Origin of the sequence: Yersinia massiliensis CCUG 53443, assembly GCF_000312485.1 — a bacterium.
Taxonomy (GTDB): Bacteria; Pseudomonadota; Gammaproteobacteria; order Enterobacterales; family Enterobacteriaceae; genus Yersinia; species Yersinia massiliensis.
The window spans coordinates 65,441-85,792 of record NZ_HE997645.1; the positions used below are offsets into that span (position 1 = coordinate 65,441).

Below are 20,352 nucleotides of genomic sequence, written 5' to 3' on the forward strand. Positions count from 1 at the left end.
TCCGTTTCTCCCTTAACCCTTTTAATTGCCGCTAAAACACGTATCTAGCTTTCTGATATTCAACATGAACAATTATCTGGCTTAGTTTCGAGCCGTTCTCATGCCTTATTATGGCGGGCAATCGGTAATAAATAACGCTCCGCTTCATGTATTATCATGTCGAGGTGCTGGTTATCCATCGTGCGAATCACTCTTTGCACGTAATAATCGTCAGCTTCACCGCTAACTCGCTGATCACCTTGCCAAACCTGCAAAAGTTTCATCCGTGCTTTCGCCTGTGTTTCGTCGTCCCACAGAATTTGGCCAGACTCACGTTCAAAGCACTGACTTAACCATGCCCAACCACTTTTACTCAGCAGAAGTAAGGGTTCACACATCCCTTGCTGATACCCCATGATAAGTTGTTGTAGATACTGTCGAGCCTCATCAGAACTCAGAGCATCATAGCGCCACGCCGTTCCTTTACGTCCATACATTCGGCTATCACCCTCACCGCCTACGGCGCAATACACCAAATGTTCAATCCACAATAAAAGCCCATCAACTGCCGTCAATGCCGCCGGACGCCAACGGATTAAACCATCCTCTTGTACCTGATGAATCCAGCCTGTGAGGACGGTTTCACCAAATTCAATATTAAGCTCAATACTGTGATTATCTCGCCGTTCAGCGCGGATTTGTTCAGCCAGTGGCACCATTTCTTCTTGCTGACTTTCCCAATAAAGTTCACCGAAAGATCCATAGGGCAGACTGCCAGCCGCTCGAGCACGATTAAATACAGTATTGATATCACTATCATCAATAAGCGCATTCAATAATTGCGTATTAAGCTGATACCGGTTGAGGTTATCTAAGGTAAATGGCTCTTCATCGGGTAGCTCAGTTTCTTCAATCACAAAGTTCACCCCAAGGCGCAGCTGAAAAAAGGCCCTGACAGGATGACGATAGAAACGAATTAATCCCTCCAAGGTTATTTCGGGTAACGCTTCAGGAACTAAGGATTGATTAAACTCTGGGTGAGCCCGCCCTTTAGATTCAGCCGAAGGCAGCCATTCGGCAGCGTAACTTTGCTGTTCACTATTTTGGATAAAGTTTTCTGCCGCGAATGGCATACGCGCATGCAAACAGAGTAAATGCTGAATCACCCGTTTGGCACTGCCATCAGCACTAAGGTGTTCATCTCCAGGTAAATGATAACTCTGTGAAATGTATTCGATTAACTCACTGACTAACACCGAAGGATAACGCTGACTGTTATCTTGAATTGAGCGCCCGATATAGCTGATATAAAGCTGTTGCTGGGCAGAAAGTAGTGCTTCTAAGAACAGGTATCGGTCATCATCACGGCGGCTACGATCGCCACGGCGAACCTGTTTGGCCATCAAATCAAAACCCAGCGGCGGCAGTGTTCGCGGATAAATACCATCGTTCATACCCAATAAGCAAACCACCTTAAATGGAATGGAGCGCATGGGCATCAAGGTACAGAAGTTGATAGGCCCCGCTAGAAAACGCTGACTGATACGCTCATTATCTAAGCGTGAGGCCAGTTCATCCCGCAACAGATTAAGTGGTACCACGTCAGGATATCGAGCTGCAATGCCATAACTGATCACCTTCTGCCATTGCTGCTCTATCAGCACCAAAACGGCTTCGGTCTCATTATCAGCTTCAAAGAAGGTATCCAATAAGTTGCGACACAAGGGTAGCCAGTCGCTAAGTGAGCGAGGTTCACTTAACTGTTGTCGCCATTGGCTCAGTTGCATCAAAATATCAGCTAATTGCCCAGCGAGTTCCGCAGCCAAACCACTTGATTCATCATACGGCAGAACACCTTGCCAATCCCCCGCACTACTGTCCATGGCATAACCCAGCAACATGCGGGTGATACCGAAATGCCAAGTGTGTTGCCCCGTAGCAGGTAAAGAGAGTTCCCGCACATTCTCATCATCTAGCCCCCAACGAATGCCCGATTCCCCAACCCATTGCCGTAAGCGGCGCAGCCCATCTTCAGTTATGCCGAACTTATTGGCTAGTGCGGGGACTTCCAATAGGGCCAAGACTTGTTCAGAGGTAAACCGACTTTGGGGCAGATCAAGTAAGGTGATAAATGCTTGTAATGCCGGATGAGCCTGACTGGCCTTACGGTCAGAAATCGCAAAAGGTAGGTAGCGGTCCCCAATTGCATTACCAAACGTGGCCTGAATATAGGGGGCATAACTATCAATGTCTGCCACCATCACAATGATGTCACGTGGTGTCAGTTCAGGGTTTGTGGCTAACAAACTCAATAGGTTATCTTGTAAAACCTCAACTTCTCTTTGAGGGCTATGGCAAACATGCAGGCTCAATGAGCGATCCGCTAGATCTAAGCACCTTTTTTGGTCGCTACGCGCTAGCGTTTCCGGTGTTGTCCCAATAATGGAGTGGTCTTCTAACTCCAACATATCATGCTGAATACCATGCAAAAGATTGTCTGGATCGATATCGACAAAAGCATGGACCTCTTGGATATCATCCACTTGTGACAGTAGATACATATGATCCCGCCCTAACCGCCCCCATGAAGCCAGTAGCGGATTACTGAGATCCTGCTCACCATCTGCATTGAAAAGTTGTTCGGCCTGCTCAGGATGGCGAAACAGACTTATTTCTGTTGGTTTACCGTCTACGGGTTGGCCTTCCATCGATTCACGATAATGCCGACGTTTACGGCTTTGCAGTTTAGCCAAGAAGGCATAATCCTGAATATCCCCCCAGAAATAGCGGCAAGGATTTGTAAACATCAAATGGATATCAATGTGCTTACCTAGTGCTTGCAGTGCCTGTAAATAGACGGGAGGTAGTGCCGATATACCGCAAATAAATACCCGTTTTGGCAGGCCTGCGGGACAAACCTTTGAGTCGAGGAGTGTACGAATAAAACGCTGATAGAGATTAGCACGGTGCCATTCAGGTTGTTCCAGTTGGCGAGTATAACGAGTTAGCTCAACCCATAACTTGGCTTGCCACTGTTGGGCTTCATCCAAATTATCAATACGCTGATCTCTTTCCCAAGCCTCTAGCCATTCTGGGCGGTAGACTAAATACTGGTCGAAAAGGTCGGCAACACGCGCGGCAAGCTGGTGAATCTTACGTTTGTCGCCATCATCACTTAGATAGCGCTGCATTGACGAAAATTCGGGGTCATCCAGTAAATCCGGTAGCAGCCACATCAGTTTCCATGTCATGGCATCTTTGCTAAAAGCGCTCTCTTTCGGAATATCCGGTAAAACACGGGTAAACATGTCCCAGATAAAGGTGGCAGGCAGCGGAAACTCAATATTGGCTGCAATGCTAAATTGTTGTGCCAGTTGCATCTGCAACCATTGGGCCATCCCAGGGCTTTGAACTAGTACGACTTCTTGCTGGAAAGGATTATCCAACGGTTCTCGTTCTATCAGCGCTGTCGTTAGCGCTTTGAGTAAATCCAGTTGATTAGAATGATAAACCGTGAACATGATGGCTCCCTTAAGACACAATGGATAATACTTATAAATGATTAAACAAATTGATAATCATTTATGAATAAATCCTGAGGTTTAATACTCTAGCTTGATAACGAGTGAGTGCAATAGGTTATCGTTATTATCACGCTTAGCCCCCGCAATTATCGAGATTCAGCTATCACTCATTGAGCAAAACCAACGACTTAGCGCTACTCGCTGATGATATTGTCCCGCAAGAGTAAAATTGAGCTCAGTACACTCCCCATCAATTCTACCGATAGACTGCCGATATATCCCGTTTGATATCGTTCCAGTGATAAGTGACTCATCAAACATTCCGAGCTCAATAGGGTCTATATGCTGATGAAGTAAAGACCAAGCCTGACGCTGTTGCCATAAAGAAGAAAACCCCTGTAAGAGTGATTGATGGTATTGCAACAACCCGAGCAGCGACACAGAGAAAAATAGTGCGGCAATTAAGGCTTCTGGCAGGCTAAATCCTAGTTGCTTTTGGACAATGCCTGGCTTTTTTGCAAGTTGTTGTTGGTGGTGATATCTCAATGAATACAATATTGTGCATCCTTATCTGGGCAAAAATCCAACCAACCATGAGCATCTTTAACTAATTGATAGCCGAGGTTATTTTTGTTCTTCAGTTTGACACGTTGGTACAAGATCAAAGGGGGAGTTGTACCAATGGACTGACTCTCACCTCTAAGAATATAAAATCCCGCCAGTGAGGCTGGTTTGATACAAGCCTTTAAGCCAATTAACTGTTTTTCCTGACAATGCCATGCTGCATTAGTGTGCCTTACCAAAGTGAATAACCAACGCTGACTGATCCCCCAATTCAATGACGATGTTGCCTGATTAAATGCCGACAGGTAACGCTTATCCACAGCGGTAATTTGCTGAATGTTGTCCAATTGGCGATGCAGAGCGGATAACAGCAATAAGCCAAGTGCAAAAAGTACGGCAATAGCCGTTAAAGTACTGGCTCCCCGCAGATCGCTCTGCTTCATAAATTATTGCCACGTATCGTATAAATAAGCTGATGACGGACGGCTGAATGAGCTGTTTTTTGCCCCGCTAATTGCACGGTATATATTTGAGCTGAAGCGTGTTCAGGTAATCTACGTACAGAAAAGTGCGTGATGGTGACCTCTTTTGGGTCAAATATATTTTCCCAACGGCTGCCAGCACAATTACGTTCGCCTCGCTGGGCCTCTAATCCCTTATTACGTAAGCGGTAACCAAAATATTCGGATTCAGTATGCTCCTCCCCCTCCCATCGGCCATTGCGGTTAAGGTCATACGCAACGATCAGACAAGAATCGGGCATTTCGCCTGAATAATTGTGTGTGGTAATCGCGTTCCCCTGACACTCACCATGGCAAAAACCAGCACGCCGTAAATCTTTCTCTAGCACCGCCATAGCCTGACTCAGTATCAACTCCAGATGATAACGCTGTTGTAGCAATGTGATGTGGTGACGCAATGTTGGAAACACTTGAGTCGCGGCAAGCATAATCATGCTGCCAATACTTAATGCCAACATCATTTCGGGCAGCGTAAAACCTGCCATGTATTTTGGCTCACTCTGCACCAAAGTGAGCTCTACAGATTTTCTGATTACTTTTGGCATGGGGAGATACCTGATATTGACTCACCTTCACTGCACAACCTCATTCTGCCTCTACTGGAAATAATCAATCGAATACGTCCTGCGGGGTTACTGAGCATGATATTTCCTGCTTGGGCTGTATTTCTTATCCCGTAGAAACCAATATTTTTATGCAGTGAAAAAGTGATAGCCACATCAGGATGTGGTGGGATAAATGTATCGCCAGCCAACGCTGAGCATGCTGTATTAGGTCGATGCCCCCATCCTAGGCACCCTTGCCCAGTGTGTTGTACCCACAATAATGCCGTGCCATTACTGCGATTGGTTTGCGCTTGTAAAAGCGTTAAGTAGGCCAGTAGCTGACGTGCGCTATCAGCGAGCCTTTCTCTCTGCCGGTAATGGTGCCAACTTTGTGCGCCCCATGTCGCCATCACGCCGACCAAGGCAATAACCACCAACAGCTCAATGAGGCTGATACCCTTTTGTCTTATTAAGTGAATATCCTTGGATAGTTCTACTTCTTTCAATGTCATAGAGGTTTTCATGCCGCGAGTTTACGTCACGAAAATGAGAGGTCTAGTGGCTTATTGTCGAGTCTGGAAACGTTACGCAAAATTCTTTTTGCGGCAGCATGAATGCAAAAGATAGTGCGGCGAAGCTCGCATTTTTATACCGAAGGGAGAGGTAACGGGGAGTTTCTGGTAAGTAAACCGGAGCCATTGCGGCTCCGGTTCAAGGATTAAATCGCTATTGGGGCTTTAATTCCCGGATGCGGATCGTATCCTTCAATTTCAAAATCATCGAAGTGGTAATCAAACAAAGAGTCAGGCTTACGTTTGATGATCAATTTCGGCAACGTCCGTGGCTCGCGGCTCAATTGCAGATGTGTTTGCTCGATGTGATTGCTGTACAAGTGAGTATCACCACCTGTCCAAACAAAATCACCGACATCTAAATCACATTGTTGCGCCATCATGTGTATCAGTAACGCATAACTGGCAATGTTGAATGGCAAGCCGAGGAACACGTCACAAGAACGTTGGTATAACTGGCAAGAAAGCTTACCGTTTGCCACGTAGAACTGGAAGAATGCATGACAAGGTGCCAATGCCATTTGATCGAGTTCACCCACATTCCAAGCAGACACGATGATGCGACGTGAATTAGGGTCCTGCTTAAGCTGTTTTACCACATTGCTAAGTTGGTCAATCTGACGACCATCAGCGGCCCCCCATGCACGCCATTGCTTACCATACACAGGGCCAAGGTCACCGTTCTCATCAGCCCACTCATCCCAAATCGAGACGTTATTTTCCTTCAGATAGGCAATATTGGTATCACCATTGAGGAACCATAACAGCTCATGAATGATCGAGCGCAAATGGCAGCGCTTGGTTGTGACTAGAGGGAAACCGTCTTGTAAATTGAAACGCATCTGATGCCCAAAAATCGACACGGTTCCCGTTCCGGTACGGTCATCTTTAGGGGTGCCTTCTTCCAGCACTTTTTTCATCAAATCCAGATACTGTTTCATGTTACCTCACGAAAGTTGTTGCGCAGGACGGCGATACGCCCAAATCATCATAATGATACCGGCCAGAATCATAGGTACAGACAGGATCTGCCCCATGCTGATCACGCCGTCGAACAAACCAAGCTGAGCATCTGGCTGGCGGAAGCATTCTACGATAATGCGGAACACACCATAGCCAATCAGGAACAGGCCAGAAACACTGCCCATCGGGCGTGGTTTGCGGATAAACAGATTCAGGATGATAAACAACACCACCCCTTCAAGGATCATTTCATATAGCTGTGAGGGATGGCGTGGCAATACACCGTACTGATTGAATATTGCCTGCCATTTCGCCGGATCTGCGGCAACAATCGCGATATCTTCACCACGAGAGGTCGGGAATAACATGGCCCACGGGGTATCGGTCGTGACACGCCCCCATAATTCACCATTGATAAAGTTACCAAGACGACCAGCACCTAAGCCGAAAGGAATCAGAGGCGCCATAAAGTCGGCAACTTGGAAGAAATGGCGCTTGGTGCGGCGGGCGAACCACAACATCACACAGATAACACCAATCAAGCCACCGTGGAATGACATTCCGCCATCCCAGACTTTAAACAGGTAAAGAGGGTTATCGAGAAACAGAGGCAAGTTATAGAACAGAACGTAGCCCACTCGACCACCGACAAACACACCGAGGAATCCAGCATAAAGGAGGTTTTCAACTTCTTCTTTTGTCCAACCACTGCCTGGCTTATTGGCCCGACGAACGGCCAACCACATGGCGAAGACAAAACCCACCAAGTACATCAGGCCATACCAATGAAGGGAAACCGGGCCAACGGAGAAAATGACCGGATCAAATTTCGGAAACGCCAGATAGCTATTGCTCATCTATCACCACGGAATGTCTATTGTTTTTAGGGAGACACGTATTGTTTTTGGGGAAACACGTGTTGTTACCCAGTGAGGACTGCAGGTTGCGCATAATAGCATAGCCCAAGCTGACTCAGGGGCGCACCTGAAGGAAAAGTTGTGTAAACAGCCATATCCTGAAAGGAAGCCACCGCTTAAGCCCCATGTAATGCCGATAGTTAAACGCAGCGATATAGCTAAACGCAGTGATAAAGTATTTTCTTCCACAAATTGAAGCTCATTGTTCCCAAGGTGCTTCAAGTGATGAGTTACTTACCGCCGCGAATCAACCCTCCCAATCCTCTGCGCTCCATAAACGCAGCAGTTAAGTGGCGCACATCCGTCGTCATCTGGGCTGCGAGTACCCGCTCAGCCAGCGCTTGCGCATCAACTAAATCGATATTGCGCAGCAGGTATTTTATGCGCGCTACACTACGGCCATTCATACTGAGATTGCGATAGCCTAGTCCCACCAATAATAACGCGCCCATAGGATCACCCGCCATTTCACCACATAAACTGACCTGTAAACCTGATTGTGTCGCTTGCGTCAAAATGTGGCTGAGCACTTGTAGCACCGAAGGGTGCAAACTGTCATAAAGCGAGGCAACACGGGTATTATTGCGATCTACCGCCAACAAATACTGTGTTAAATCATTAGTGCCAACCGAGATAAAATCGACCCGCGATTTTAGGTAAGGCAGCATAAAAATCATCGCGGGGACTTCAATCATCACACCCAATTTCGGCTGTGGTAATTCGTAGCCAAGCTCTTCTTGAACTTCACGCCCAGCACGGTCAATCAACCGTTTGGCTTCATCAACCTCTTCCAGACTGGTGATCATCGGTAATAAAATCCCCAGATTACCCGTACCAGCATTAGCACGAAGCATTGCTCTGACTTGGATCAGGAAGATCTCTGGCTGATCGAGCGTGATGCGAATACCGCGCCAGCCTAAACAAGGGTTCTCTTCACTGATGGGCATGTAAGGCAGTTGCTTATCAGCACCGATGTCCAAGGTGCGCAATGTGACTGATTTATTAGGATAAAGCTGCAACATACCTTGGTACTGCGCAACTTGTTCCTCTTCCGATGGGAAACCACTTTGCAACATGAACGGAATTTCTGTGCGATACAGGCCCACGCCATCAACCCGCCCACCGAGCAGTTTTTCATGTTCAGGGCTAAGACCTGCGTTCAGCATGACCTGGATCCGCTCGCCACTTTTCAGAGCAGCAGGCCGTTCGACATCATCCTCAGCCAGTTTGCTAAGTTCAATCTCTTCGGTTACTAACCGCTGGTACTCTTTGATCAGCACAGGTTCAGGGTCAACCAGCACTTCACCGCGGTAACCATCAACGATCAATAACCGCTGATTCAACAATGCGGGCTGGATATCGGCTCCCATTACGGTCGGAATACCCATCGCGCGCACGAGAATGGCAGCATGGGAGTTAGCGGCACCGTCACGGACGACAACACCGGCCAAGCGATCTTGCGGCACTTCCGCTAGCAATGTTGCGGTCAGTTCATCGGCCACCAAAACAAACCGCTCAGGCCATTGGCTGGCGCCGGAAGTGCTGTCATCGAGGTGGAATAGCAAGCGCAAACCTAATGCCCGTAAATCACTGGCTCGTTCGCGCATATAGGTATCTTGCAAGCTGGCAAATTGCGCTGCAAATTGTTCAACCACCTGTTTAACAGCCCATTCGGCCACGGAGCCCGCATCAATTTGTGCGAAAAGCTCACGCTTTAGGCGAGCGTCATTTAACAAGTGGGAATAGAGATCGAAAATTGCCGCGCTCTCTTTTTGTGAGCTGGCAGAAAAACGCTTACTGAAACGACGAAACTCAGCCGCAGCTTCTTCCAGCGCTTGAGTCAGACGTTCGCGTTCCTGAACGGTATCGAGGGTTGAGGCTTCATAAACCAGATCAAGTGAAGGCTGGGAGGTATCCTGCCACCCTTCAGCAACCGCCACACCCGGTGCGGCAGCCAGCGCACGAATTCGCGTTTGCCGATATTGGCCGAAAATGGCATTAAGCTGAGATTGAGAAAGAATACCGGCAAGCTGTGTTGCCAGCGTGACCATGAACGACTCTTCGCTCTCATCAAATTGGCGATGCTCACGCTGTTGAACCACCAGCACGCCCAGTAACTGGCGGCGATAGATAATAGGTACCCCAAGAAATGCGCGGAAGCGATCCTCTTTAACTTGCGGAACATATTTAAAGCTGGGGTGACTCTGAGCATCTGCCAAGTTAATCGGCTCGGCCAAACGCCCTACTAGCCCAACGATACCTTCGTCGAAAGCCAGTGTGATGATGCGACCACGGGGCTTTTTCAAGCCCCGAGTCGCCATCAGGTAGTAACAACGGCGGTCATTATCTGCCAGATAAATCGAGCAGACTTCCGTGTCCATCGCAAGACAAGTTTCATTGACCAACAGCTCTAACGCATCCGTTAGGCTGGTTGCCATCGCCACTTTCTCAACTATTTCTCGCAAACGCATCAGCATGATCGGCTTAACTTAACCTCTTTTACGGCGATAAGCAGGTGGCACCCGTGGCGGAGCAACCTCCTGCACAGGCATGACGGTTGGGGCAAACTCTTTCATGACGCGACGATAGACATCACGTTTAAAAGACACCACCTGACGCACCGGATACCAATAACTGACCCACCGCCAGCCATCAAACTCCGGGGTACTACTGCGTTGCATGTTGATATCGGCTTCATTACACATTAACTGTAGCAGAAACCACCGCTGCTTTTGGCCGATGCACACCGGCTTTGTATCCCAACGCACCAAACGTTTGGGTAATTTATAACGTAACCAGTTACGGGTTGAAGCCAGAATTCGAACATCCTTTTTGTTAAGGCCGACCTCTTCAAAAAGTTCGCGATACATCGCCTGCTCTGGTGTTTCTCCGGGGTTGATCCCCCCTTGCGGAAACTGCCAAGAGTGCTGACCGTATCGTCTGGCCCACAACACTTCGCCTTGCCGATTACAAATTACGATACCCACGTTAGGGCGGTAGCCATCATCATCGATCACCGGACTACCTCGATAAACTTAAAACGTAAAGATGCTCTGATTGTTTCACACTAGTAACAGCCGGTAAACCACTGCTTATCAGACAGTAAAACCTGATAACTCTGGGATAACTCACAGATATTAGCAAAGTTATAAACACCCTGAAGGGGCATTACCGTATTTTATTCACTTTTTCTGTGGATATAGGTGTGCAGAACTCTAGGGAAAAGCGGGTACAACTCATTTCCAGCTAATATTACGCTAATAACATCCAAACAAATAAATGATTAAATTCAACAAAATAACAGGTTTCCCACAGGTATTTAAGGTGCCGAAATGTGATCTGTATCCGTTTTGGATCAGGTGCTGGCTAAAGATCCACCAATGCAGTTTTTATCCACAGATAATGCGTCAAAGTTATGCAAAAAAGGATAAAACTCGCAAAAAAGGCGATCGTCAAGGCTGTAAATTGAACCAGTGATCGCGATTTAATGAGGTTATCCAATAAATCTGTGGATAAATAGGTGTAAGATCCTGTTCATTATTACGATTAGCAGGTGTACAAGATAGCCTGAATAAAAGTATTTCAGGCATAAGCGGAAAGAAAAACCCCGTTAAATCATGCTATTATTAACGCCTACCCTATAGGGCAACGATACAAATACTATCACTTTTAATTCAGTTTGTTTTTTAACCGATTTTAACAGGTTGCTACCCATGTCTGTTTATTCACTGCCACCCCCTCCACCTACAGATGAACATCAACTTTTCCAACGCGCTGAAACCTTGTCCGGTTTTACGCTTGGAGAGCTGGCAACACGTGCTCAATGGGATATCCCTGTAGACTTGAAACGTGTGAAAGGATGGGTTGGCATGTTGCTGGAGTACTATCTAGGGGCCAGTGCAGGCAGCAAACCTGAACAAGATTTTGCAGATATTGGGATTGAGCTAAAAACCATCCCCATTAGTGCTCAGGGTAAGCCCTTGGAAACCACTTTTGTGTGTGTCGCACCACTGACAGGTAATAGTGGCATCACTTGGGAAAATAGCCACGTGCGGCATAAATTGGCCCGCGTTCTCTGGGTGCCAGTCGAAGGAGAGCGGCAAATTCCGTTAGCACAACGCAGAGTCGGCGCGCCATTGTTGTGGAGCCCTAATGCCGAAGAGGAAGAATTACTGCGCCGCGACTGGGAAGAATTAATGGACCTTATCGTTTTAGGTAAAGTCGAAACGATCACCGCGCGCCATGGCGAAGTTTTGCAGTTACGTCCCAAGGCCGCCAATAGCCGTGCATTAACGGAAGCCATTGGTGAACAGGGGCAGCCCATCATGACATTACCCCGAGGCTTTTATCTGAAAAAGACCTTCACTGGCCCCATGCTGGCCCGCCATTTTTTGTTATAAAGCATCACCGTAATTGATATTACTTCCCGTCAATTCATTATGGTAATTACGTCGGATATATTCCGATTCATAAATAAAAGCGTATAATTGTGTTTTTGTGTTTCCGTAAGGTGTAAAGGCGCAATGTTTGAGTGGATTGCCGATCCAAATGCCTGGTTGGCGCTGGGCACGTTAACTATCCTTGAGATTGTTCTCGGGATAGACAATATTATTTTCCTTTCTTTGGTGGTCGCAAAATTACCTAAAGCGCAACAAAACAAAGCCCGTCGTATCGGTTTAGCTGGGGCAATGTTAATGCGCTTGGCATTACTGGCTTCGATTGCTTGGGTCATTCGCCTGACGGAGCCACTGTTTAGCATCGCTGGACATGGCGTTTCCATGCGGGACTTGATTCTGCTGTTGGGGGGGTTATTCCTGATCTGGAAGGCCAGCAAAGAAATCCATGAAACCATTGAAGGCAGTGATACTGAACATTCCAGTAACGTTAGCTCATTCTTTGGTGCCATTGTCCAAATCATGCTGCTGGATATCATCTTTAGCTTGGACTCCGTCATCACGGCTGTTGGGCTGTCTGACCATCTGTTTATTATGATGGCTGCGGTGGTGATTTCTGTGGGCGTGATGATGTTTGCCGCTAGGCCGATTGGTGAATTTGTTAATCGCCACCCGTCCGTCAAGATGTTGGCGCTGTCTTTCCTGATTTTAGTTGGCTTCACGCTGATGCTAGAAAGTTTCCAAATTCACATTCCAAAAGGCTACATTTACTTCGCCATGTTCTTCTCAATGGGCGTTGAAACCCTCAATCTCATGCGAGGGAAGAAAAGTAAGCCAGTGGATAAAAAAGCATAATCCTCTTCGGGTGCGTTTCTACGCGCCCGTTTCCCACTTTTTTCTACACTTTCGCCTGACATGCTTTCCCCTGCACTCACGCTTCGTTATAGTCGAATAAGGCGGGTTTGACTAATACCCCAAATTATTGGCGGACAGCAACGCCAAGGACATCGGGTATGGCCTGATAATTTCAGACATTAAGGAAGGTCGGCAATGCAATATCATCGTATCCCCCACACTTCACTCGAAGTCAGCCTACTGGGCTTGGGCACCATGACTTTTGGTGAACAAAACAGTGAAGCCGATGCCCATGCTCAACTGGATTATGCCGTTGCAGCCGGTATTAACTTAATCGACACCGCAGAAATGTATCCGGTTCCTCCGAAGCCAGAAACCCAAGGGTTAACTGAGCAATACATCGGTAACTGGATAAAGGCGCGCGGTAGTCGCGATAAAATCATTTTAGCCAGCAAAGTTTCTGGGCCATCGCGGGGAAGTGATCAACCGATCCGCCCGAATATGGCACTGGATCGCAAAAATATCCGCATTGCGTTGGAAGATAGCCTACGGCGGCTCAATACTGATTATCTCGATATTTATCAATTACATTGGCCGCAGCGGGAGACGAACTGTTTCGGCAAGCTAAATTATCGCTATAGCGAACATACCGCTGTAGTGACCTTGCTTGAGACGCTAGAAGCGCTGAATGAGCAAGTGCGAGCCGGTAAAATCCGCTATATCGGTGTCTCAAATGAAACACCATGGGGCGTCATGCGGTATTTGCAGTTGGCGGAAAAGCATGATTTACCCCGTATCGTTTCAATTCAAAACCCTTACAGCCTGCTTAATCGCAGCTTTGAGGTGGGATTAGCAGAAATCAGCCAGCATGAAGGGATTGAACTACTCGCTTATTCTAGCCTTGCTTTCGGCACCTTGAGCGGCAAATACCTGAATGGGGCCAAGCCCACAGGGGCGCGTAATACCCTATACAGCCGTTTCACTCGTTATACCGGTAAGCAAGCCCAGTTAGCCGTGGCTGAATATGTGGCAGTAGCAAAACATCATGGCCTCGATCCGGCACAGATGGCGCTGGCCTTCGTTCGCCAGCAACCTTTCGTCGCCAGTACGTTGTTGGGTGCCACGACGCTTGAACAGCTAAAGAGTAATATCGATAGCCAAGATGTCGTCTTAAGCCAAGAAGTATTGGATGCATTGGAAGAGATCCATACTCGTTTCACCTTCCCTGCCCCTTAATTTACCCGCGTTCTAATCGCAAAAAGGCCGCAGATTGCGGCCTTTAGTTTAACTAGCACATTACTCCACTGTTTTACGGCGCAGTTGCCGCCACTGCCAACCCCAAAGCAATGCGATGGCTAAGGCGAATATCACGCCAAAGCCTACGCCGACAACGACCACAGGGACACCCAGTTTCACCACGACGGAAAACAGCCCTAGCATCACTAGCATGGCGGTGTTCTCACCTAGGTTCTGCACAGCAATCGCATTACCGGCTCCAACACTCTGTTTGCCCCGCTCTTGTAGTAACGCATTAAGAGGTACGACAAAGAATCCGCCTAAAATCCCGATGATGATCAACAGTAAATAAGCCATTGGCATGCTGTGTTGCAAAGCAAAAATGGCCACAACCACACCGATCAACACGCCCGCAGGCAAGCAGCGTTTCACCGTTTTAAGCGTGACAAAACGCGCAGCAGCCCCCGCCCCCACCACAATCCCTATTGCTACCATCGCATTGAGCAGAGTGGGCGTGGTGTTATCGGTAATACCTAACGCAATAGGCACCCAGAGCACGAGCAGGAAACGTAATGTGACCCCCGCCCCCCAGAAGAGACTGGTTCCTGCCAGAGAGAAACGGGTTTCGCCATCGCGCCATAAAAGTCGGCACGCGCTAAAGAAGCTGCTGGTCATAGCGCGAGGTCGCCATGAGCTACCTGCACGGGCAGCCGCTAAGCGAGGGATAAAGAGATTGGCAACGACGGCAATGGCATACACCAGCGCACAAGCGCCTAAAGCTGCACCTAAATGCCAATCTGCCAGTATTCCACCCGCAACCGAACCGAGTAAGATGGCCGCAATCGTTGAAGCTTCCATCATGCCATTGGCTTTGACCAGTTGCTCACCCGAAGTGAGCTCGCCTAAGATGCCATACTTAGCCGGTGAATAAGCCGCAGCCCCCACGCCCACTAAGCTGTAGCCCAAAAATGGATTAAATCCGAAACAAATCACCAGCGCGCCCGCCAACTTCAAGCCGTTCGCGACCATCATCACCCGTCCTTTTGCGAAGCTATCGGCAAACTGCCCGACAAAAGGAGCCAGAATGATGTACGTCGCCACGAAAGCCATCTGCAAAATAGGCTGGCTCCAGTCGGGATATAACTGCTGTTTGATCAATGCCAAGGTAGCGAAAAGTAATGCATTATCGCCAAATGCGGAGAAAAACTGTGCGCCAAGAACGGCAATCATCCCTCTGGATAATAGAGGCTTATCATCTAGCACTTGCTGACTCATAGACTCATCTCCGGATCTTCTGCCATTTTGCTGAGTGTCACAAAGTCAGGTTTGCCGCTACCGAGCAACGGCAGTGCTTTCACCACTCGGATATCACGTGGAACAGCCAACTCCGGCACACCACTTTCTCGCGCCGTTTTAATCAATTGCTCACGCGTGATTTCGCTGTCGGTGGTAAACAAGACCAAGGCTTCTCCTTTGGCGCTGTCGGTTTTCGCAGCGGCGGCGTGTTGACCGTCTGGCGAGATTTTTATCGCTAGTTGTTCAACGCTCTCCAGTGAAACCATTTCCCCCGCCAATTTAGCAAAACGTTTCATTCGGCCGCGAATAGCGCAGAATCCTTGCTCATCGATGGCGACAATATCACCTGTGTCATACCAACCCATCTCGCGTTCGCCTTGCGCATTTTCAGCAGAGGGTTGTTCCAGCACGCCAGGGTTTTCTACTCGCAGGTAGCCACGCATAATGTTCGGCCCACGTAATTGCAAGCGGCCGCCTTGCTCTATGCCCGGTACCTTAATCAAGCGTGATTCCATTCCCGGTAGAATACGGCCTACCGTATTCACTTTTGCCGCCATCGGCACATTGATGGCCACAACCGGCGCACATTCAGTGACACCATAGCCTTCCAGAATACGGATACCGAACTTATCCTGCCAAATCTGTTTTGTGCTTTCGGCTAACTTTTCAGCCCCAGCCACCACATAGCGCAAGCGAGCAAAATCATAAGGATGGGCGAAGCGGGCATAATTCCCAAGGAAGGTAGAGGTGCCAAACAGTACGGTACAGTTACGGTCATAGACCAGTTCAGGGACGACGCGATAATGCAGTGGGCTTGGGTAAAGAAATACGCGGCTACCGGTCATCAACGGAGTGAACAAGCCAACCGTCAAACCAAACGCATGGAACAATGGCAGTGACGACATAAAGCGGTCGCGTGGCGTAAAGTCAGCAATGGTGCGGATTTGCTCAACGTTCGCCAATAAGCTGGCATGTGAATGAACCACCCCTTTAGGGTGACCTTCTGAACCGGAAGTAAACAAAATCAACGCCTTGTCGTCTGCTTGCTGTGGTAGCATCGCGCGGCGTGGGCAGCACAAGTGGAATAGAATCCAGAGTTTATCTGCGAGTGTCACCGTGTCTTTTAAGTCTTCCAGATAAACCCAATTTGCCTCTGTTACTTGCTCAGGCAGATGAGTGAGTTTGCCTTTTTCCAGAAACTGGCGCGATGTCACGATAGTTTTCAATGAGGCGGCGGTAATCGCACTCTTTAGCCCTTTGGCACCCGAGGTGTAATTCAGCAAGGCGGGTATACGGCCACTCAGTGATGCGCCGAAAATCGCCGCGGCCGTGATAGTCGCGTTTGGTAGCAGCATGCCCACGTGTTCACCCGATGCGGTAAAGCGTTGCAAGATACGGCTGACACCGAGCGTTTTTTTCAGCAGTGTATGGTAGCTATCTTCTTTGAAGGAAACATCTTCGATGCAGGGCTTAAAACGCCCATAACGGGTTTGTGCCGCTAATAGCGCTTCAAATAACGTTTCCCGTGGCACGATAGCCATACGCGCATTCATCATAATGGTATGTAACTGTTCACCTGCCAGTATTCGCCTTTCACGAGCACGCGCCGCTTGCGGCATCGGTAAGCGGGTAGCCGGTAAAACATAAATGCTTATTTTCGGGAACCAACGAACTTTAAATACGTCAGCCAATCGGCCAAAACGGCTAAATTCAGGGCCTTCCAATCGGATAGGAACCACCATTGCACCCGATTTTGCAGCAACAAAGGCGGCGCCATCGTAGATTTTCATCAACGAGCCGGTCACCGTGATACGCCCTTCGGGGAATATCACTACCGGACGTCCCTGTTCAACCATTCGAACCAAGTGTTTAATTGCCATGGGATTGGTGGGATCAAGTGCAACGAAATCCACATAGGGCTTCAGCCAACGCATAAACCAACTTTCCGTCACACTGGTATAAACCGCAAAAACGGGTTTTATCGGCAGAAATAGCGCGAGCAACATACCATCAAGAAAGGAGACATGATTTGGGGTAATCAGCAGTTTTGGGTGTGTGAATTGGTCGGTGATGCCTTCGACAGTCACGCGAAATAGTCGGCGCAGGAGTGCGCGCAGAAAACGAGAAACCATGTCTATCTCTCTATAACCTAATGAATATGATAAAGAGAGAATACTCTATTTGAGGCGAGTTGATCTTTAAGGACTCGCTGAAAAGAGAGGTAGGAATGAACAAATAAAAAAAAACCTACGCATCTGCGTAGGTCGGTGCAAATAAAAAACTGGCTTTTAACACACAGCGTATGTTGATTACTCACCAATTAATACCTCTGGGACAGTCAGGATATCCGTTTGTGAGACGCCACAGCCAGCGAGCAATCGAAACATTTGCGTGCAAAGTGTAACCAGTGGTGAACATTGTCAGCGTAGCGAAAAGGTTTGTAATTCATTGTCGTACAAGCCCTATTCACTCAATGTGACTTCGACCAGGCAACTCATCGCATTCGGCCCTTGAGTCAACCTCGAGGTCCCAATATCCAACGTCAACACATTAGGATTACCTGATTGTTCAACTTGGTGCTGTTTGCCACCAAAACCGAGATCAAACCAAGCACCGGTCGCCATCAATACGACGCCTCGTGTCACTCCATCAGTAATACGCACGCCCGCGAGGCATCTGCCCCGTAAGTTACTGACCTGCACCTGACTGCCCTCGGTAATCTGGCGGCGAGCGGCATCTTGTGGATGCATATAGAGTGTTTCACGGCCAGCGGTTTTATTCCCCTGAGCCAAGGGGGCGGGATCAAGTTGACTGTGCAAACGATCGGCCGGTTGAATTGAGATCAAATGCAGTGGCCACTGCTCGGCCTCGGGAGCACCTAGCCATTCGACTGGCGGCTTCCACTCAGCATGTGGCGCAAAATCGGCATATTGATAACCGGCGATTTTCTCACTGAATAATTCAATCTTGCCACTGGGGGTTTGCAATGGGTGCAACTGCGGATCTTCGCGGAAGCTATCAAAGAACACGAATTCTTTTTCCGGCGCTGGCAAGTCAACATGACCCCGTTGCCAAAATGTCTCAAAATCAGGCCATTCAACCCCATGAGGCTGTTGAGCTACGCCACATTCTTGGTAAATATGTCGAATCCACGCCATTTCATCGCGACCTTCGGTAAAGGCGTCACGATAACCTAGCCGTTCAGCCAGATCGGCGAATATATCAAAGTCGTTGCGGGCTTGATGTTGCGGTGCAATCGCCTGATGCATCGCCAAAACATAGCGATCTCTCGATGACCCACCAATATCATTACGTTCTAGCGAACTGGTGACCGGCAGCACGATATCGGCCATTTTAGCCGCTGGCGTCCACCAGATATCCTGCACAATGACCGTGTCAGGTTTTTGCCACCCTTCCACCAACCGATTGAGCTGTTGATGGTGATGGAATGGATTCCCACCCGCCCAATGCACTAAATGAATATCGGGGTAGGTGTGGGTTTCCCCCTGAAATTGATATGGCTGCCCCGGTTGCAGCAGCATGTCACAAATCCTTGCCACCGGAATGGCCAGCCCAGATGGATTTTTGCCTACCGGCATCATGGGTCCAGAGGTGTCTATACGCGGGTTACCGACCCCATTCATGGAGCCATGCCCAAAGGAGAATCCCCCACCCGGCAACCCGACTTGCCCTAACATCGCCGATAACGCAATTACCATCCAGTAAGGCTGTTCGCCACGATGGGCGCGCTGCACGGAATAGGAGCAGGTCATAAAACTGCGCACACCAATCAGTTGTTGTGCTAATTGAGCGATTCTCGCGGCAGGAATACCGGTTATCTCACTGGCCCACTCTGGCGTTTTAGCCACACCATCATTGATGCCACGGATATAATCCGCTAATTGCTCATAGCCGACACAATGGCTCGCCAGAAAAGATTCATCCTGCGCATCAACGCGTTGAATCTCATAAGCCAGTGCCAGCATCAACGCTACATCAGTATTTGGACGAATAGGTATCCATTCTGCATTCACAAAATCAGGACAATCATCCCGCATCGGACTGATGTTAATGACGGGTGTGCCCTTTTGCGCCAGTTTCTCTAACCACGGTTTCAGGGAATGTTCCGCTGAACCGCCGGAAGAAACTTGAGCGTTCTTCAGTGCCAAACCGCCAAAGGCAATAAACAATTCGCAGTGCTCAACGACACTCGGCCATGACGTTACTCTGCCGGTCAGTGGGGTAAAAGTGCCAATGACATAGGGCAAGAAGAACTGCGCGGATCCCCAACTGTAATTGCCCATTTGGTCAACACCACCACCGCCGCCGAAATAGAAACGCCGAACTAATGAGCGCGCATGATGTAAACGCCCAGCAGAAGACCAGCCGTAAGAACCGGTAAATAGCCCAGAAGGGCCATAGCGATCCCTGACTCGCCGATTTTCTTCTGCGACTAAATCCAGCGCAACATCCCAATCCACCTCGACAAAATCTTCTCGCCCACGCAGTGTACGGTCACTTTTTTCCCGTTGTTGCAGCCATGAGCGACGAATGGCTGGCTTACGAATACGTTTATCGGAATAAACCATCGGCGTGATGGATTCCAACAGTGGCGAAGGGTTTGAATCATCGGCAAAGGGTTCACAACGGATCAACTTGCCATCTTCAACGACAGCAGTATAAGCGCCCCAGTGGGCAAGCTGGGGGTAACGGGTGATGGTCATGGCTATCTCAGGCGATTAAATAGATCATAACCGTAGCATTCATCGAGCCATTAAACCAAAGCACAATTTTGACTAAAGATAATCCTTTGGTACTAAGACAAGTGCCACCGACCGGACACATCAAAAATGCGGAAAGCAACCACGAATATGCCTATTTTTCCTTTCTTGAGTTTTTTCTTACTAAGTTGCGATCATCCCCTCTTGCGGGCAAGACTGTTTTCCGCAAAACTGAGTAATGTAAGCGATTACCCTGAAAATCTCT

General features: G+C 48.5%; 15 protein-coding genes. 3 read left to right on the forward strand and 12 right to left on the reverse strand.

Annotation, left to right across the window (positions count from 1 at the left end; genetic code table 11):
* Positions 1 to 98: 98 nt before the first annotated feature.
* The 9 genes from recC to rppH all read right to left on the reverse strand — a co-directional run bounded on the left by recC (position 99) and on the right by rppH (position 10,602).
* Positions 99 to 3,500, reverse strand: a complete 3,402-nt coding sequence (gene recC, locus BN68_RS12885) for an exodeoxyribonuclease V subunit gamma (RefSeq protein WP_019211567.1) — start codon at positions 3,498 to 3,500, stop codon at positions 99 to 101.
* Positions 3,501 to 3,659: 159 nt separating this feature from the next.
* A complete protein-coding gene (locus tag BN68_RS12890) occupies positions 3,660 to 4,049 on the reverse strand; it encodes a prepilin-type N-terminal cleavage/methylation domain-containing protein (protein ID WP_231294040.1) in 390 nt (129 codons plus the stop codon).
* Entirely contained in the window at positions 4,046 to 4,510 is a 465-nt protein-coding gene (locus BN68_RS12895) for a YgdB family protein (RefSeq protein ID WP_019211569.1), read from the reverse strand. Before BN68_RS12895 ends, BN68_RS12890 begins: the two co-directional genes overlap by 4 nt.
* Entirely contained in the window at positions 4,507 to 5,133 is a 627-nt protein-coding gene (locus BN68_RS12900; protein ID WP_019211570.1) for a prepilin peptidase-dependent protein, read from the reverse strand. Before BN68_RS12900 ends, BN68_RS12895 begins: the two co-directional genes overlap by 4 nt.
* Positions 5,121 to 5,657: a prepilin peptidase-dependent protein gene (locus BN68_RS12905; protein WP_019211571.1), complete on the reverse strand. Its 537-nt coding sequence runs from the start codon at positions 5,655 to 5,657 to the stop codon at positions 5,121 to 5,123. Before BN68_RS12905 ends, BN68_RS12900 begins: the two co-directional genes overlap by 13 nt.
* Positions 5,658 to 5,851: 194 nt before the next feature.
* Entirely contained in the window at positions 5,852 to 6,646 is a 795-nt protein-coding gene (thyA, locus tag BN68_RS23935) for a thymidylate synthase (RefSeq protein WP_019211572.1), read from the reverse strand.
* 6 nt (positions 6,647 to 6,652) lie between these two features.
* Positions 6,653 to 7,525 carry a prolipoprotein diacylglyceryl transferase gene (gene lgt / locus BN68_RS23940; protein ID WP_019211573.1) on the reverse strand — a complete coding sequence of 291 codons (873 nt, stop codon included), beginning with the start codon at positions 7,523 to 7,525 and terminating at the stop codon, positions 6,653 to 6,655.
* A gap of 290 nt (positions 7,526 to 7,815) precedes the next feature.
* Positions 7,816 to 10,062, reverse strand: a complete 2,247-nt coding sequence (gene ptsP, locus BN68_RS12920; RefSeq protein WP_019211574.1) for a phosphoenolpyruvate--protein phosphotransferase — start codon at positions 10,060 to 10,062, stop codon at positions 7,816 to 7,818.
* Between the two features lie 12 nt (positions 10,063 to 10,074).
* Positions 10,075 to 10,602: an RNA pyrophosphohydrolase gene (gene rppH, locus BN68_RS12925; RefSeq protein ID WP_019211575.1), complete on the reverse strand. Its 528-nt coding sequence runs from the start codon at positions 10,600 to 10,602 to the stop codon at positions 10,075 to 10,077.
* Between the two features lie 696 nt (positions 10,603 to 11,298).
* Between rppH and mutH the strand changes: the two genes are divergently transcribed.
* The 3 genes from mutH to BN68_RS12940 all read left to right on the forward strand — a co-directional run bounded on the left by mutH (position 11,299) and on the right by BN68_RS12940 (position 14,070).
* Entirely contained in the window at positions 11,299 to 11,985 is a 687-nt protein-coding gene (gene mutH / locus BN68_RS12930; RefSeq protein WP_019211576.1) for a DNA mismatch repair endonuclease MutH, read from the forward strand.
* Between the two features lie 123 nt (positions 11,986 to 12,108).
* The gene (locus BN68_RS12935; RefSeq protein WP_019211577.1) at positions 12,109 to 12,834 is read left to right on the forward strand and encodes a TerC family protein; all 726 of its coding nucleotides are present in this window, start codon (positions 12,109 to 12,111) and stop codon (positions 12,832 to 12,834) included.
* Between the two features lie 195 nt (positions 12,835 to 13,029).
* Positions 13,030 to 14,070: an NADP(H)-dependent aldo-keto reductase gene (locus tag BN68_RS12940; protein ID WP_019211578.1), complete on the forward strand. Its 1,041-nt coding sequence runs from the start codon at positions 13,030 to 13,032 to the stop codon at positions 14,068 to 14,070.
* Between the two features lie 60 nt (positions 14,071 to 14,130).
* Here BN68_RS12940 and lplT read toward each other — a convergent pair whose 3' ends face one another.
* The 3 genes from lplT to BN68_RS12955 all read right to left on the reverse strand — a co-directional run bounded on the left by lplT (position 14,131) and on the right by BN68_RS12955 (position 20,090).
* The gene (gene lplT / locus BN68_RS12945; RefSeq protein ID WP_019211579.1) at positions 14,131 to 15,345 is read right to left on the reverse strand and encodes a lysophospholipid transporter LplT; all 1,215 of its coding nucleotides are present in this window, start codon (positions 15,343 to 15,345) and stop codon (positions 14,131 to 14,133) included.
* Positions 15,342 to 17,498 carry a bifunctional acyl-ACP--phospholipid O-acyltransferase/long-chain-fatty-acid--ACP ligase gene (gene aas / locus BN68_RS12950; RefSeq protein WP_019211580.1) on the reverse strand — a complete coding sequence of 719 codons (2,157 nt, stop codon included), beginning with the start codon at positions 17,496 to 17,498 and terminating at the stop codon, positions 15,342 to 15,344. Before aas ends, lplT begins: the two co-directional genes overlap by 4 nt.
* 330 nt (positions 17,499 to 17,828) lie before the next feature.
* Positions 17,829 to 20,090 carry a molybdopterin guanine dinucleotide-containing S/N-oxide reductase gene (locus BN68_RS12955; RefSeq protein WP_019211581.1) on the reverse strand — a complete coding sequence of 754 codons (2,262 nt, stop codon included), beginning with the start codon at positions 20,088 to 20,090 and terminating at the stop codon, positions 17,829 to 17,831.
* Positions 20,091 to 20,352 lie beyond the last annotated feature (262 nt).

Coding starts and splice junctions, on each gene's coding strand:
- BN68_RS12935 (WP_019211577.1), top strand. CDS start 12,109: ATGTTTGAGTGGATTGCCGATCCAAATGCCTGGTTGGCGCTGGGCACG.
- BN68_RS12900 (WP_019211570.1), bottom strand. CDS start 5,133: ATGCCAAAAGTAATCAGAAAATCTGTAGAGCTCACTTTGGTGCAGAGT.
- BN68_RS12895 (WP_019211569.1), bottom strand. CDS start 4,510: ATGAAGCAGAGCGATCTGCGGGGAGCCAGTACTTTAACGGCTATTGCC.
- BN68_RS12955 (WP_019211581.1), bottom strand. CDS start 20,090: ATGACCATCACCCGTTACCCCCAGCTTGCCCACTGGGGCGCTTATACT.
- lplT (WP_019211579.1), bottom strand. CDS start 15,345: ATGAGTCAGCAAGTGCTAGATGATAAGCCTCTATTATCCAGAGGGATG.
- recC (WP_019211567.1), bottom strand. CDS start 3,500: ATGTTCACGGTTTATCATTCTAATCAACTGGATTTACTCAAAGCGCTA.
- BN68_RS12940 (WP_019211578.1), top strand. CDS start 13,030: ATGCAATATCATCGTATCCCCCACACTTCACTCGAAGTCAGCCTACTG.
- thyA (WP_019211572.1), bottom strand. CDS start 6,646: ATGAAACAGTATCTGGATTTGATGAAAAAAGTGCTGGAAGAAGGCACC.
- lgt (WP_019211573.1), bottom strand. CDS start 7,525: ATGAGCAATAGCTATCTGGCGTTTCCGAAATTTGATCCGGTCATTTTC.
- aas (WP_019211580.1), bottom strand. CDS start 17,498: ATGGTTTCTCGTTTTCTGCGCGCACTCCTGCGCCGACTATTTCGCGTG.
- mutH (WP_019211576.1), top strand. CDS start 11,299: ATGTCTGTTTATTCACTGCCACCCCCTCCACCTACAGATGAACATCAA.
- BN68_RS12905 (WP_019211571.1), bottom strand. CDS start 5,657: ATGAAAACCTCTATGACATTGAAAGAAGTAGAACTATCCAAGGATATT.
- ptsP (WP_019211574.1), bottom strand. CDS start 10,062: ATGCTGATGCGTTTGCGAGAAATAGTTGAGAAAGTGGCGATGGCAACC.